A 13850-nucleotide genomic window follows, 5' to 3' on the forward strand; every position below is an offset into this window, starting at 1 on the left:
CACGTTTCCCTCCCGTCGACCTCCTGACCTGCGCGCACGTCCCCAGATCCCTCAAGGTGCGGCGGGGGTAGCGTTGGGGTATGGGAAAGATCCGTTACTCAGTCGATGCCAGGGCGCTGCGCTTTGCCATCGGTTTCCCCCTGATGCTGGCGGCCGGATTCGTGGTGTGCGCGCTTCTGGTGCGCCCGGATTTGCCCGAACCGCTGGCCGTCCGCTGGACTGGTGCCGGTGCCGCCGACTTCGCGCCGTTCACCGCCGTCACGGGAGCAGGTGCCGCGCTGATCGTGGTGATCGGCTGGGCCGTGCTGCTGCAGGCCGTTCCGCTGTCCCGCCCCGTGATGATGCGCCGCATCATGATGGGCGCCGGCCTGGCCATGAGCCTCTTCGTCACCACCGTCCTGGCAGCCGTGCTCGTGGGCCAGCTGGGATTGCCCGATGCGCGGGGATCCCATGTGGACGCCTCCGTTCTGGCCCTCGGCAGCGGCGCGGCCCTCGCCCTGGGCGTCGTCATGGGTTTCGTGTTCAAGGCCGACGAACGCTGGTCTGTCGATGACGACCTCGCCGTCCGCCAGGCCCTCGAGCGTGAACAGGATCCGGAACTGGCCAGGGACCGGGTCAGCCTCTGGGTCCACGCCCGCAGCTCGATCTTCGTCATGCTCGGCATCGCGACGCTTCTGCCCGCCGCCCTCCTCACCATTGCCGTGCCGTGGCTTGCTGCCCTCCTGGTCGCCGCGGCCCKGGTGGCCGCGGCGTTCCTGGTGGCCCGGATCCGGGTTGACCGCGGCGGCCTGCACGTCTTCGCGGCAGGCTTCGTCCGGGTCATGGAAGTTCCGGCCGCGGCCATCGACGCCGCCACGCCCCGGGACGTCAYGGCGGCGGACTATGGCGGGTGGGGATACCGGATCCACGGCAACACCACGGCGATGCTGGTCAGCAGCGGCCCCGCCGTGGTCATCGACCGCTCGGACGGGCGGCGGCTGGCGGTGAGCGGCGGAAGCGCCACCGCGGCGGACAACATGGCCCAAACGCTTTCCCGGGTGGCGGACAGGGCCCGGCGGAACGGCGGGACACCCGCGGTGTAACTCGTCCGTGTAAACAGCCGTGTAACACGAGAGCCCCGTGAGGCATCCGGCCAGCTAGAGCACCGCTCCGGAAGGCTCGGCCTAGTACGCTTGGACCAGACCCCAACCGCACCCGGCCGCCGCCCGGCGCCGCAACCGAACGGAACAGCCGTGACCATTTCTGACTTCCCCCGCGTGCACATCGCCACCGACCACGCCGGCATGGAGCTCAGCGCCCACCTCGTCAGCCACCTCAGTGCCAAGGGCTACGAGGTGCTGGACCACGGACCCAAGGTCTACGACGCCCTGGATGACTACCCGTCGTTCTGCATCAACGCCGCCCTCGCGGTCGTCGCGGACCAGGAAGCCGGAACCCACGCCCTGGGCATCGTCCTCGGCGGCTCTGGCAACGGCGAACAGATTGCCGCCAACAAGGTCAAGGGCGTGCGTGCCGCGCTGGCGTGGAACCTCTCCACGGCGCAGCTTGCCCGCGAACACAACGACGCCAACGTCGCCGCCGTCGGCGGCCGCCAGCACAGCGTCCAAGAGGCCACGGAAATCATCGAGGCCTTCCTGACGGAGCCGTTCAGCAACGACGAGCGCCACGTCCGCCGGATCGGCAAGATCGCCACATACGAGCGCACCGGCGAGGTCATCGACTAGTGCCGGAAGGGCATTCCGTCCACCGGCTGGCCCGCCAGTTCGGTGACGTTTTCGCAGGCGAGAGGCTGACAGTCTCGAGCCCGCAGGGCCGGTTCGCGCCCGGCGCCGCACTGCTGGACGGCCACGTCATGACAGCCGCGACCGCGCACGGCAAGCACCTCTTCCTCGAGTTCGAGCACGGGCTGGACCTGCATGTCCACCTCGGCCTCTATGGCGCCTGGAATTTTGGCGGCGACGCCAGCTTCCGCGGCGCGTCCAGCATCGGCGCGCCCCGGAAGGTGGGGGAGCGGGAGGTCTACGACGACGACAGCGCGGCTGAGCCGGCCGACGTCGTCGCCGCCTCGTCTGCATACGCAGGGCCGCCCGCGCCGGTGGGCGCCGTCCGCGTCCGGCTGGTGAGCAGGCACGGCTGGGCCGATCTCCGCGGCGCAACCACGTGCGAGGCAATCACGGAACCGGAGGCGGCGGCCGTGCTGGCGCGGCTCGGCCCGGACCCGCTGCGCAACCGGTCAGGGGACCGGGACGCCTTCATCGCCACGGTGGCGGGCAAACGCACACCGCTGGCGGGCCTGCTCATGGACCAAAAGGTGATTGCCGGCGTCGGGAACGTCTACCGGGCCGAACTGCTGTTCCGGCAGCGCCTCAACCCCTGGCTGCCCGGGGCTGAACTGTCAGTGGACGCGGCCCGCCGGCTCTGGGACGACACCGTGGCAATGATGTCCGACGGCGTCCGGGACGGACGGATCATCACGACGCCGCCGCGCTACTGGAATGGGGCCGGTGCCGGCGCGTCCCGTCGCGTGCTGCCGGAACCGGATGAGGCACACTTCGTCTACCGCCGGCACGGGCTGGACTGCCGTGACTGCGGCACGCCCGTGGCGCTCACGGAGTTGGGTGCGCGGAAACTGTACTGGTGTCCGCAGTGCCAGCAGGCCGGAGCAGGCATAAACGCCGCAGGCATGAAGCAGGCATGAAAGACGCATGACAGAGGCATGAATCGGGCATGAAAGATGCATGACAGAGGCATGAATCGGGCATGAAAGATGCATGAGGGCAAGAAAAAAGCCCCTCTCGCAGAGGGGCTTTTTTCGTCATATTTCCGAGGGGACGACGGGAATCGAACCCGCGTAATCAGTTTGGAAGACTGAGGCTTTACCATTAAGCTACGTCCCCGGGAACCTGCTGGAACTCCAGCATAACTTCCGGTCGGCTGTGCAAGCCGGATACAACTAAACCCAATTCAGGGCCCCGGTGTCAAATGTGCAAATCGGCAGTGGATGACCGTAGACTGTTCTGTGCACTTACGGGGTGTAGCTCAGCTTGGCTAGAGCGCCTGCTTTGGGAGCAGGAAGTCGCAGGTTCAAATCCTGTCACCCCGACTCTGCAAGCACTGCCAGCACGTGGCAATGCAGAACCCCATACCCCCCAAACCAGGAGTACTTAGACTGTGAAGAGCGCTGTCGAGAACCTCACCCCCACGCGGGTCAAGCTCAATGTTGAGGTCCCCTTTGAGGAATTGAAGCCCAGCATCGCAGAGGCATACAAGACTGTTGCTTCGCAGATCCAGGTCCCCGGTTTCCGCAAGGGCAAGGTCCCCTCCAAGCTCATTGACCAGCGCGTTGGCCGCGGCTACGTCCTGGAGACGGCCATCAACGAAGGCCTCAACGGCTGGTACCAGGCCGCCGTGCAGGAAACCGGCATCCGCCCCCTGAGCCGTCCCGAGGTCGAGATCACCGAGGTTCCGGACCCGTCCGCCACCGACGGTGAGCTCAAGTTCCACGCCGAGGTTGACATCCGCCCCGAGATCGAGCTGCCTGACTACGCCGGCATCAAGGTTGAGGTCGCTGCCGCCGAGTCTTCGGACGCCGACGTCGACAAGGCCCTGGACGAGCTCCGCGGCCGCTTCGGCACGCTGAAGTCCGTAGACCGTCCGGCCGCCGATGGCGACTTCCTGACGATCGACATCGCAGCCTCGATCGACGGCGCAGACGTTGACTCCGCCTCCGGCCTGTCCTACCAGGTTGGCGCCGGCACCATGCTCGAAGGCCTCGACGAGGCCGTCACCGGCCTCAGCGCCGACGAGGACGCCATCTTCGACACCACGCTGGTTGGCGGCGAGCACGCCGGCGAGTCCGCCCAGGTCAAGGTCACCGTCAAGGCCGTCAAGGAGCGCGAACTCCCCGTCGCCGACGACGACTTCGCCCAGCTCGCCAGCGAATTCGACACCCTGGCCGAACTCCGTGAGGACCTCGCCAAGCAGGCCGCCGAGTCCAAGGTTGTGGACCAGGGCGTCGAGGCCCGCGACAAGGTCCTGGACAAGCTCGTTGAGCTCGTTGAGGTTCCTGTCCCGGCATCGATCGTTGAAGAGCAGCTTGAGCAGCACTTCAACGCCGAAAACGCCCACGGTGAAGGCGAGCACGACACCGAGGAGCACCGCGCCGAGGTCAAGGCCAACACCGAGCGCGCCTTCCAGAACGAGATCATCCTTGACGCAATCGCCGAAAAGGAAGAAGTCAACGTCAGCCAGAACGAGCTGATCGACTACATTGTCACCACCGCCAGCCAGTACGGCATGGACCCGAACCAGTTCGCCCAGATCATCGATCAGAGCGGCCAGGTTCCCATGATGGTTTCCGAGGTCCGCCGCCGCAAGGCACTGGCCGTCGTATTGGGCCAGGCCGAGGTTACCGACTCCGAGGGCAACAAGGTTGACCTGAGCGATTTCGTCCGCCCCGGCGACGAGGCTGCCCCGGCCGCCGAGTCCGTTGAGGAAGCAACCGCAGAGGATGCAGCCACCGAGGCCACGCCGAGCGATGACCCCGCAGCAGTGAAGTTCTAGCATTGCCGCTGACGGCCCCCGGATCACCGATCCGGGGGCCGTTCGTTTTAAGCCCGCGCCTGCCGGCCATGTCCTGTTGACGCAGCCAGTTAAGCGCCGCGAAGGCCGTGCCTCCGGGACCCGGCTTGCGCGGTCCCGGCAATCGTGCGCCGTCAGCGAACAGCCCGGCGCCAGCGAACAAAGCGGGCCTGAAAACGGTTAGTGTCGCTGTAGGAAAGTTCAGTGATGTCGTCCAATGGCGTCACCGTCGCCAGCGAGAGGTAAGTACATATGTCACAGCAAGCAGGGGCACCCCGGATGGCCACGGTCGATCCGGCAGCCCAGGATAACTACATTTACAACCGCCTGCTGAAAGAGCGCATCATCTGGCTCGGCTCCGAGGTCCGCGACGATAACGCCAACGCGATCTGCTCCCAGCTGCTGCTGCTCTCGGCGGAGAATCCTGAAAGGGACATCTACCTTTACATCAACTCACCCGGCGGCTCCGTCACCGCCGGCATGGCCATCTACGACACCATGCAGTTCATCCCGAACGATGTTGTCACGGTTGCCACCGGCCTCGCCGCGTCCATGGGCCAGTTCCTGCTCTCCTCCGGCACCAAGGGCAAACGCTACGCCACCCCCAACGCCCGCATCCTCATGCACCAGCCCTCCGGCGGCATCGGCGGCACGGCGTCGGACATCAAGATCCAGGCCGAGCTGATCCTGCACATGAAGAAGGTCATGGCCGAGCTGACCGCTGACCAGACCGGCCAGAGCGTGGACACCATCCTCAAGGACAACGACCGCGACAAGTGGTTCACGGCCCCGGAAGCCCTCGAATACGGCTTCTTCGACAAGATCGCGGCGCACGCCGGATCCGTTGCCGGCGGCGGCGGAACCAACGCCAATGGCTCCGGCAACGCCGGCGGCGCTGCGACAGCCACCGAGAACTGACCGGCAGGTAGACAGCAATGAATTCAGGAGCAATGAACATGAACTACAACTTCGGTTCGACTGCCGGCAACCTGCCGAGCAGCCGCTACGTGCTGCCGCAGTTCGAAGAGCGCACCCCCTACGGCTTCAAGCGCCAGGACCCGTACACCAAGCTGTTCGAGGACCGCATCATCTTCCTCGGCGTCCAGGTCGACGACGCCTCGGCCGACGACGTGATGGCCCAGCTGCTGGTGCTCGAGTCCACGGACCCGGACCGCGACATCACGCTCTACATCAACTCCCCGGGCGGCTCCTTCACCGCCATGACCGCGATCTACGACACCATGACGTACATCCGGCCCGAGATCCAGACCGTCTGCCTCGGCCAGGCGGCCAGCGCCGCCGCCGTGCTGCTCGCGGCCGGCACGCCGGGCAAGCGCCTCGCGCTGCCGAACGCCCGCGTGCTGATCCACCAGCCCTCACTGTCCGGCGGACAGGGCGGGCAGGCCTCGGACCTGGAGATCCAGGCCGCCGAGGTCATGCGCATGCGGTCCTGGCTTGAGGACACGCTGGCCAAGCACTCCGGCCGAACGCCGGAACAGGTCAACAACGACATCGAGCGGGACAAGATCCTCACGGCCGCCGAGGCCATGCAGTACGGCCTCATTGACCAGGTCCTCGATTCCCGCAAGATCAAGCCCCAGGCAATCGCGCGCTAATCAGCAATTCGCGACGCGCCGGTGCGGCACTTTTACTTGGCCGCACCGGCGTCCGCTTTCCACCCAACAGGCCCAAAGTGACCTAGAGTGGAACATGTCACAGGCAGCAGCAAGCTACTAAAGGGGTTCACACATGGCTCGGATTGGCGAGAGCACTGATCTGCTGAAGTGTTCTTTCTGCGGAAAGAGCCAGAAGCAGGTCCGCAAGCTCATTGCCGGGCCCGGCGTCTACATCTGCGACGAGTGCATCGAACTCTGCAACGAGATCATCGAAGAAGAACTCGCGGAAGTAGCTGACCTGGGCAGTTTCGAGCTGCCCAAGCCCCGCGAGATCTTTGATTTCCTGCAGGAATATGTGATTGGCCAGGAACCCGCCAAGCGGTCGCTTGCCGTCGCGGTGTACAACCACTACAAGCGGATCCAGGCCGGCCACGCGCCGAAGAGCGGCAGCCTCGCCGACGGCGTGCACCACGACGACGTCGAGATCGCCAAGTCCAACATCCTGCTGATCGGCCCCACCGGCTGCGGCAAGACCTACCTGGCCCAAACCCTGGCCCGCCGCCTCAACGTCCCGTTCGCCGTGGCCGACGCCACGGCCCTGACGGAGGCCGGTTACGTCGGTGAGGATGTTGAGAACATCCTCCTCAAGCTCATCCAGGCCGCCGACTATGACGTCAAGAAGGCCGAGCAGGGCATTATCTACATCGATGAGATCGACAAGATCTCACGCAAGAGCGAAAACCCGTCCATCACCCGGGATGTCTCGGGTGAGGGCGTGCAGCAGGCGCTCCTGAAAATTCTCGAAGGTACCGTGGCCTCGGTCCCGCCGCAGGGCGGACGCAAACACCCGCACCAGGAATTCATCCAGATTGACACCACCAACGTGCTGTTCATCGTGGCCGGAGCTTTCGCGGGGCTCGAGGACATCATCGGTTCGCGTTCCGGACGCAAGGGCATCGGCTTCGGCGCCCCGCTCAACGAGGTCAAGAACACCACGGATTCTTACGGCGAGGTCATGCCGGAAGACCTGCTCAAGTTCGGGCTGATCCCGGAATTCATCGGCCGGCTGCCCGTCATCACGACCGTCTCGAACCTGGACCGCGCCGCGCTCATCCAGATCCTGTCCACGCCGAAGAATGCCCTCGTCAAGCAGTACCAGAAGATGTTCCAGCTCGACGGCGTCGAGCTCATCTTCGAGGACGAGGCCCTGAACACCATTGCCGACCAGGCGCTGGAGCGCGGCACCGGAGCCCGAGGGCTCCGCGCCATCATGGAGGAAGTGCTGCTCCCGGTCATGTTCGACCTCCCCAGCCGTGACGACGTCGCGAGCGTCGTAATCACGGAAGAGGTCGTGACCAAGAAGGCAGCGCCCACGATGATCGCCCACGACGTCAAGCGCCGCAAGTCCGCCTGATCCGGACCAGGCCAGCACGGGAATAAACAACCCGTACCGGTCGCTATGATCCTTGGCGCGCCGTGTAGGTGATCTGCCTCAGCGCATCCCCCAGACTTCCTTAAGGAGAACACCTGTGCCTGAAACCATGACCAACAAAGCCGACTTCTGGTTCGACCCGATGTGCCCGTTCGCCTGGGTTACCTCCCGCTGGATCGGCGAAGTGGAAGAAGTCCGTGACATCAAGACCGAGTGGCATGTGATGAGCCTCGCCGTGCTCAATGAGGGCCGCGAGGAGCTGCCCGAGCAGTACAGGGAGTTCATGAAGAAGGCGTGGGCTCCCGTCCGCGTCATCACTGCCGCCGCTGAACAGCATGGCGCGCAGTACATCAAGCCGCTCTACGACTCCATGGGCACCAAGATCCACAACGAGGGCAACAAGGATGTCGACGAGGTCATCGCCAAGTCGCTTGCCGAGGCGGGACTGCCGGCCGAGCTTGCGGCCGCCGGCCAGAGCGACGAATTCGATGCGCAGCTCCGCACCAGCCATGAGGCAGGCATCTCCCTGGTCGGACAGGACGTGGGCACGCCCGTCGTCGCCTTCAACGGCACGGCCTTCTTCGGCCCGGTCCTGACCCGCATCCCGCGCGGCGAGGAAGCCGGACGGATCTGGGACGCCACCGTGACCCTGGCTTCCTTCCCCTACTTCTTCGAAATCAAGCGCAGCCGGACCGAAAGCCCGGTCTTCAACTAGGCCTGAAGACACCGCGCCGGGTACTCTGCCCGGCCTGCCAGGAGCCCCGGCAGAACTACTCCGATGTAGTTCTGCCGGGGCTCTTGTGTATGCCAGACGGGGGGACAACAATAGAACTTACCCACTTCGAAAGAAGAGGGACGCAGGAACCAAAGATTCAGTGACACTCATCCGACGCAGCCTTCGGCAAAGTCAGATGATGGCTACCAGTGACGAGGTAGGAAGACCTGAAAGTCTAAGGATCCCGCCAGATTGTCTAAGACGTCACGTGACAATCGAAAAGTCGAAGCCCCACCAACGGCTAAACGCTGATGGGGCTTCCCCTTTGCCCAAAAACTGGCCAGAGTGTGCCCCATGAGCAGTTTCCAGAGCGGTGAACCAATCGCGGACTACGCACTCCTGTCCGACTGCCGCTCCGGTGCTCTGGTCAGCGCGGCGGGTTCTGTGGACTGGCTTTGCTTCCCCCGCTTTGACAGCCCCTCCGTGTTCGGCCGGCTCCTCGGCCCGGACGCGGGATTCTGGTCGATCCGGCCCGCCGGCGCCCACACCTCGACAAGGCGCTACCTCGGACCCACGCTGGTCCTGGAAACCACCCACATCACCGCCGGCGGGTGCATGACCGTCACAGATGCCCTCGCCCTCGGGGACGGCCGGCGCGGCCACGAGCTCGGGGCGGACTCCCCGGGCACCCTCCTGCGCCAGGTGTCCTGCACGCAGGGTTCCGTCGACGTCGACATCGTCCTGTGCGCCCGACCCGACTACGGCCTCGCGAGGCCACTTCTCACCGCGGCCGACGGCGGTCTCCTCATCCGCGCGGGGGATGTGGTCCTGTCGGTCTCGACCCCGGCGGCGTTCCGGCCGGGCACCGACACCAGCACCGGCGCCGGCGCCGACACCAGCACCGACGCCGGCACCGACACAGTGCACGCACGACTGAGCCTCCGCGCCGGCGACGTTGCAGGCTTTGCCCTCCACTCCCGGGCCCACCACTCCGGGTCCGGAGACTTCCATCCCGGCGGGCACGGTGCCCCCGTGTTCTGGAGCCAGGATGAGATTGGGCGCAGGCTCGAGGACAGCGTGCAGGGCTGGACCAGCTGGTCCGGGATGCACCAGAACTACCGCGGCCCCTGGCAGGAGCTCGTGGCCGGCAGCGGAAGGGTCCTGCAGGCGCTGAGCTACTACCCGAGTGGCGCGATCGTCGCCGCCCCGACCACGTCGCTGCCGGAGGTGGCCGGCGGCACGCGCAACTGGGACTACCGCTACAGCTGGATCCGGGACGCCAGCATGACCCTGCAGGCCCTCTGGGTGGCGGCCTGCCCGGACGAGGCCGGGAAGTTCTTCCAATTCCTGGCCACCGCGGCGGCCAGCCAGCTGGCCGGAGGCGAGGAACTGCAGATCATGTTCGGCATCGGCGGGGAACGTGAACTCCCCGAACGCGCGCTCGGCCACCTGCCGGGGTGGCGCGCCAGCACCCCGGTCCGGGTGGGCAACGGCGCCTGGAACCAGCGCCAACTCGACGTTTACGGCGAACTTCTCGACGCCGCCGCCACCTTGCCGGAATACCTCGCGGAACTGGCACCGGAGACACGGAAGTTCCTTGCCGACGCCGCGGACACTGCCGCCGCGCGCTGGAAGTCCACCGATCACGGCATCTGGGAAGTCCGCGGGGAGCGGCGCCACTACCTGCACTCCAAGCTCATGTGCTGGGTTGCCGTGGACCGCGCCATCTCCCTCGCCGGCATCCTGCAGTCAACAGAAAAAGTTCCGCACTGGACCGAGGCGCGGGACGCGATCGCGGCGTCCATCCGCACTGAGGGATGGAGCGAAGCAGCGAACGCCTACACCCAGGCCTACGGATCCGACGATCTCGATGCTTCTGCCCTGATGCTCGCCATCGTGGGATTCCTGCCGGCGGACGATCCCGGCATGATCGCCACGATTGAGGCTATCGAGGAGCGGCTCACGGACCCCCGCGGCCTCGTGTACCGCTACCTCGCCGACGACGGCATGGCAGGGGAAGAGGGCACGTTCCTGCTGTGCACCTTCTGGCTGGCGCACGCCCTGGCCCTGGCCGGACGCACCCAACACGCCCGGGCTGTCTTCGAACGGGCGGCCGCGTTTGCCACCGACCTGGGCCTGATGGCCGAAGAGGTCGCCCCGGACAGCAGCGAGCTGCTGGGCAACTTCCCGCAGGCGTTCAGCCACATCGGCCTCGTCAACGCGGCCTGGGCGATCAGCGAAGCGGAACGGCACAGCCGGGAATCCGGCGTCTAGCAGCGGAAGCCGGCCGGCGGATCGGGACCGAAGGAACAAGCCCTGTGGCAACGGTGTTGCCTCTGTTGGCAGGCAGCGGTCCGGGTGCCGTGATGTGAAGCATCCCGCCTGGCGGCGTCCTGTGTCCTGAGCCCACCCCGATCATTGGAGCACCATGCCCATCACCGCCCATTTTGACCTGAACTTCAAAACCGAAGCCGTGTCCACGGCCGCGGCCGTGCTCCGCGACATCCTTTCCGCTACCCGGGCGTTTGACGGCTGCCTCGGCGTCGATGTGCTGGTTGACAGCACGGATCCGGCGCACGTTCTCGTGGTGGAACAGTGGGCGTCGCTGGAGCACGACGAGGCCTACCGCACCTGGCGGGCCGGCGACGGCGCGAGCGGGCTGGGAGAGCTCCTGGCCGCTCCGCCGGTGCTGACGCGCTTCGAGACGTCCTTCAAAATCTGAGGCGCCCGGACGGCAAAGACCTGGTAAACAAAAGAGAACCCTCGGCCCGGCCTGGGCCGGGCCGAGGGCCCTCTTCCTCGGTATCGATGTGGCCGCAGGCCTTACGCCTGGGCCGGCGGCTCGGCCGGAGCCAGTACGACGTCACTCACACTGAGTTCTCCCTCACCGGCGACCAGCGCCAGCTCGCGCGCGTTGGCGGCGGCCTTGAGGTCGCCGAGACCGGCCTTCAGCTGCGTCGTGAGGGATTCCGAGGCCGTGATCGTCGCTGACAGCACCTCGGTGCGCTGCTTGACCTTCGCCTCGGACTTGGCCTTGCGGATGCCGCTGAGCGCGGTGCCGACCGTGGCCAGGAGGGTCGTGTCGCCGTCGACCGCGACGGCGGACGGCCACTGGGCGCGGTGCACGGAACCGGTGCGCCACCAGCTCCAGACCTCCTCCGTGGCGAACGGAAGGAACGGCGCGAAGAGCCGCAGGAGGGTGTCCAGGCTTGTCGCCAGCGCGGCCAGCACGGACGCCTGCTGCTCCTCGCCGGCCGCACCATAGGCACGGTCCTTGATGAGCTCCACGTAGTCGTCCGTGAAGTTCCAGAAGAAACTCTCCGTGATCTGCAGGGCCCGGGCGTAGTCGTAGCCCTCGAACGCCTTGGTGGCCTGGGCGACAACATCGGCGAGCTGGGCCAGGACGGCCCGGTCCAGCGGGTTGCTCAGCACGGACACGTCGCCGGAAACGACGGAGTCCTCGGTGGCACCGAGGTTCAGGACAAACTTGGAGGCGTTGAGCAGTTTGATGGCCAGGCGGCGGCCGATCTTCATCTGCGCGATTTCGTAGGCGGTGTCCGCGCCGAGTCTGGCCGATGCCGCCCAGTAGCGCACCGCGTCCGAGCCGTACTCCTCGAGGACATCGGTGGGCACGATGACGTTGCCCTTGGACTTGGACATCTTCTTCCGGTCCGGGTCCAGGATCCAGCCGGAGATGGCCGCGTGCTTCCACGGCGCCGTGTTTTGCAGCGCATCGGCGCGGACGGCGGAGGAGAAGAGCCAGGTCCGGATGATGTCGTGCCCCTGCGGGCGCACGTCGAAGGGGTAGACCTTGGCGAACAGTGCCTCGTCGGTGCTCCAGCCGCCCACGATCTGCGGCGTCAGCGAGGACGTGGCCCAGGTGTCGAGGACGTCAGCGTCGCCGGTGAAGCCGCCCGGCACATCGCGCTGGGCTTCTTCGTAGCCCGGGGCGGCGTCCGCCGCGGGATCCACGGGGAGCTGCGCGTCGGACGGGACGATCGGGGCGTCGTATTCGGGGTTGCCGTCGGCATCCAGGGGGTACCAGACCGGTACCGGCACGCCGAAGAAGCGCTGGCGGGACACGAGCCAGTCGCCGTTGAGCCCCGAGATCCAGTTCTCGTAGCGGGAGCGCATGAAGGCGGGGTGGAACTCGATCTCGTTGCCGCGGCCGATCAGCCGTTCGCGGCGGTCCTCGTCGCGGCCGCCGTTGCGGATGTACCACTGGCGTGAGGTGACGACCTCGAGGGGCTTGTCGCCCTTCTCGAAGAAGTTCACGGGGTGCATGATCTTCTTGGGCTCGCCGTCGAGCAGTTCCGCGGCGGCCAGGAGCTCCACCACGCCTTCCTTGGCGCTGAACACCGTCTTGCCGGCGATAGCCGCGAAGTTGGCGCGGCCTTCTTCGGTGGTGATCCAGTCCGGGGTCTCGCCGATGATGCGGCCGTCGCGGCCCACGATGGCGCGGGTGGGCAGCTGCAGTTCGCGCCACCAGGTGACGTCGGTGAGGTCGCCGAAGGTGCAGACCATGGCGGCGCCGGAGCCCTTGTCCGCCTTGGCGAGCGGGTGGGCCTTGACCTCTACCTCGACGCCGAACAGGGGGGAGGTGACCTTCTTGCCGAACAGCGGCTTGTAGCGCTCGTCGTCGGGGTTCGCCACGAGCGCGGCGCAGGCGGCCAGCAGCTCGGGGCGGGTGGTCTCGATGTAAATCTTCTCGCCGTCTTCGGTGAAGAACGGGTAGCGGTAGTAGGCGCCCGCGACTTCGCGGTCCTCAAGTTCGGCCTGGGCCACCGCGGTGCGGAACGTGACATCCCACAGCGTAGGCGCCTCGGCCATGTAGGCGTCGCCGGCGGCCAGATTGGCCAGGAAGGCCCGCTGCGAGATCGCGCGGGACTTGTCATCGATGGTCCGGTAGGTCAGGTCCCAGTCCACGGACAGGCCGAGGGTCCGGAAGAGGTGCTCGAAGACCTTCTCGTCCTCGACCGCGAGCTCTTCGCACAGCTCGATGAAGTTCCGGCGCGAGATGACGTCGAAGTCGCGCTGGTTCTTGGCCGGCTCGGCCGGGGGGCGGTAGCCGGCGTCGTACGTGACGGTGGGGTCGCAGCGCACGCCGTAGTAGTTCTGCACGCGGCGCTCCGTGGGCAGGCCGTTGTCGTCCCAGCCCATGGGGTAGAACACGTTCTTGCCGGTCATGCGCTGGTAGCGCGCCAGGACGTCGGTCTGCGTGTACGAGAACATGTGTCCGACGTGAAGGGATCCCGACGCCGTGGGCGGGGGAGTGTCGATCGAGTAGACCTGCTCCCGGGTGGTGTCCGGGTTGAACTTGTAGGTCCCTTCGTCAAGCCAGCGCTGCGTGAGCGCCTCTTCCAGCCCCTCCAAGGCGGGCTTGTCCGGAACGTTGATGGGGGCGGTGGTGGGCGTGTCTGTACCCTGATTGTCTTCAGCCATGGGTCAATTCTTGCAGTTCTTTTCAGTCCCGACTGCAGTCCACTGCAATGAACCGCACTATGCG

11 protein-coding genes and 2 tRNA genes are annotated in these 13850 nt (G+C 66.3%); 11 read left to right on the forward strand and 2 right to left on the reverse strand.

Going from position 1 to position 13850, the window contains the following annotated elements; all coding sequences use genetic code 11:
* Positions 1-80 precede the first annotated feature (80 nt).
* From AC1D2F_RS09670 to AC1D2F_RS09680, 3 genes are all read left to right on the forward strand, one after another.
* Complete coding sequence (locus AC1D2F_RS09670; protein ID WP_476966627.1) at positions 81-1082, forward strand: hypothetical protein; 1002 nt, start codon at positions 81-83, stop codon at positions 1080-1082.
* A gap of 150 nt (positions 1083-1232) precedes the next feature.
* The gene (locus AC1D2F_RS09675) at positions 1233-1724 is read left to right on the forward strand and encodes a ribose-5-phosphate isomerase (RefSeq protein WP_476966628.1); all 492 of its coding nucleotides are present in this window, start codon (positions 1233-1235) and stop codon (positions 1722-1724) included.
* A complete protein-coding gene (locus tag AC1D2F_RS09680) occupies positions 1724-2698 on the forward strand; it encodes an Fpg/Nei family DNA glycosylase (protein WP_476966629.1) in 975 nt (324 codons plus the stop codon). Before AC1D2F_RS09675 ends, AC1D2F_RS09680 begins: the two co-directional genes overlap by 1 nt.
* 128 nt (positions 2699-2826) lie before the next feature.
* Here the strand turns inward: AC1D2F_RS09680 and AC1D2F_RS09685 are convergent.
* Positions 2827-2897: transfer RNA gene (locus AC1D2F_RS09685), tRNA-Gly, on the reverse strand.
* Positions 2898-3028: 131 nt separating this feature from the next.
* On the opposite strand from AC1D2F_RS09685, the gene AC1D2F_RS09690 reads away from it, so the two are divergent.
* The 8 genes from AC1D2F_RS09690 (at position 3029) to AC1D2F_RS09725 (ending at position 11066) form a co-directional block, all read left to right on the forward strand.
* Positions 3029-3103: transfer RNA gene (locus AC1D2F_RS09690), tRNA-Pro, on the forward strand.
* 68 nt (positions 3104-3171) lie between these two features.
* Complete coding sequence (gene tig, locus AC1D2F_RS09695; protein WP_476966630.1) at positions 3172-4563, forward strand: trigger factor; 1392 nt, start codon at positions 3172-3174, stop codon at positions 4561-4563.
* 297 nt (positions 4564-4860) lie between these two features.
* Positions 4861-5499, forward strand: coding sequence for an ATP-dependent Clp protease proteolytic subunit (locus AC1D2F_RS09700; RefSeq protein ID WP_229993399.1), 639 nt, complete (start codon positions 4861-4863; stop codon positions 5497-5499).
* Between the two features lie 38 nt (positions 5500-5537).
* Positions 5538-6197 carry an ATP-dependent Clp protease proteolytic subunit gene (locus tag AC1D2F_RS09705; protein ID WP_026266422.1) on the forward strand — a complete coding sequence of 220 codons (660 nt, stop codon included), beginning with the start codon at positions 5538-5540 and terminating at the stop codon, positions 6195-6197.
* A 133-nt stretch (positions 6198-6330) separates the two neighbouring features.
* On the forward strand, positions 6331-7611 hold the full coding sequence (gene clpX / locus AC1D2F_RS09710; RefSeq protein WP_229993382.1) for an ATP-dependent Clp protease ATP-binding subunit ClpX: 1281 nt from the start codon (positions 6331-6333) through the stop codon (positions 7609-7611).
* Between the two features lie 127 nt (positions 7612-7738).
* On the forward strand, positions 7739-8344 hold the full coding sequence (locus AC1D2F_RS09715) for a mycothiol-dependent nitroreductase Rv2466c family protein (protein WP_364744040.1): 606 nt from the start codon (positions 7739-7741) through the stop codon (positions 8342-8344).
* A 354-nt stretch (positions 8345-8698) separates the two neighbouring features.
* On the forward strand, positions 8699-10618 hold the full coding sequence (locus tag AC1D2F_RS09720; protein ID WP_364743969.1) for a glycoside hydrolase family 15 protein: 1920 nt from the start codon (positions 8699-8701) through the stop codon (positions 10616-10618).
* 154 nt (positions 10619-10772) lie between these two features.
* Entirely contained in the window at positions 10773-11066 is a 294-nt protein-coding gene (locus AC1D2F_RS09725) for a putative quinol monooxygenase (protein WP_364743966.1), read from the forward strand.
* 101 nt (positions 11067-11167) lie between these two features.
* Here the strand turns inward: AC1D2F_RS09725 and valS are convergent, their stop codons facing one another.
* Complete coding sequence (gene valS, locus AC1D2F_RS09730; protein ID WP_476966631.1) at positions 11168-13786, reverse strand: valine--tRNA ligase; 2619 nt, start codon at positions 13784-13786, stop codon at positions 11168-11170.
* Between the last annotated feature and the right edge of the window lie 64 nt (positions 13787-13850).

The sequence above is a fragment of the Arthrobacter sp. P1_B3 genome (assembly GCF_056406615.1).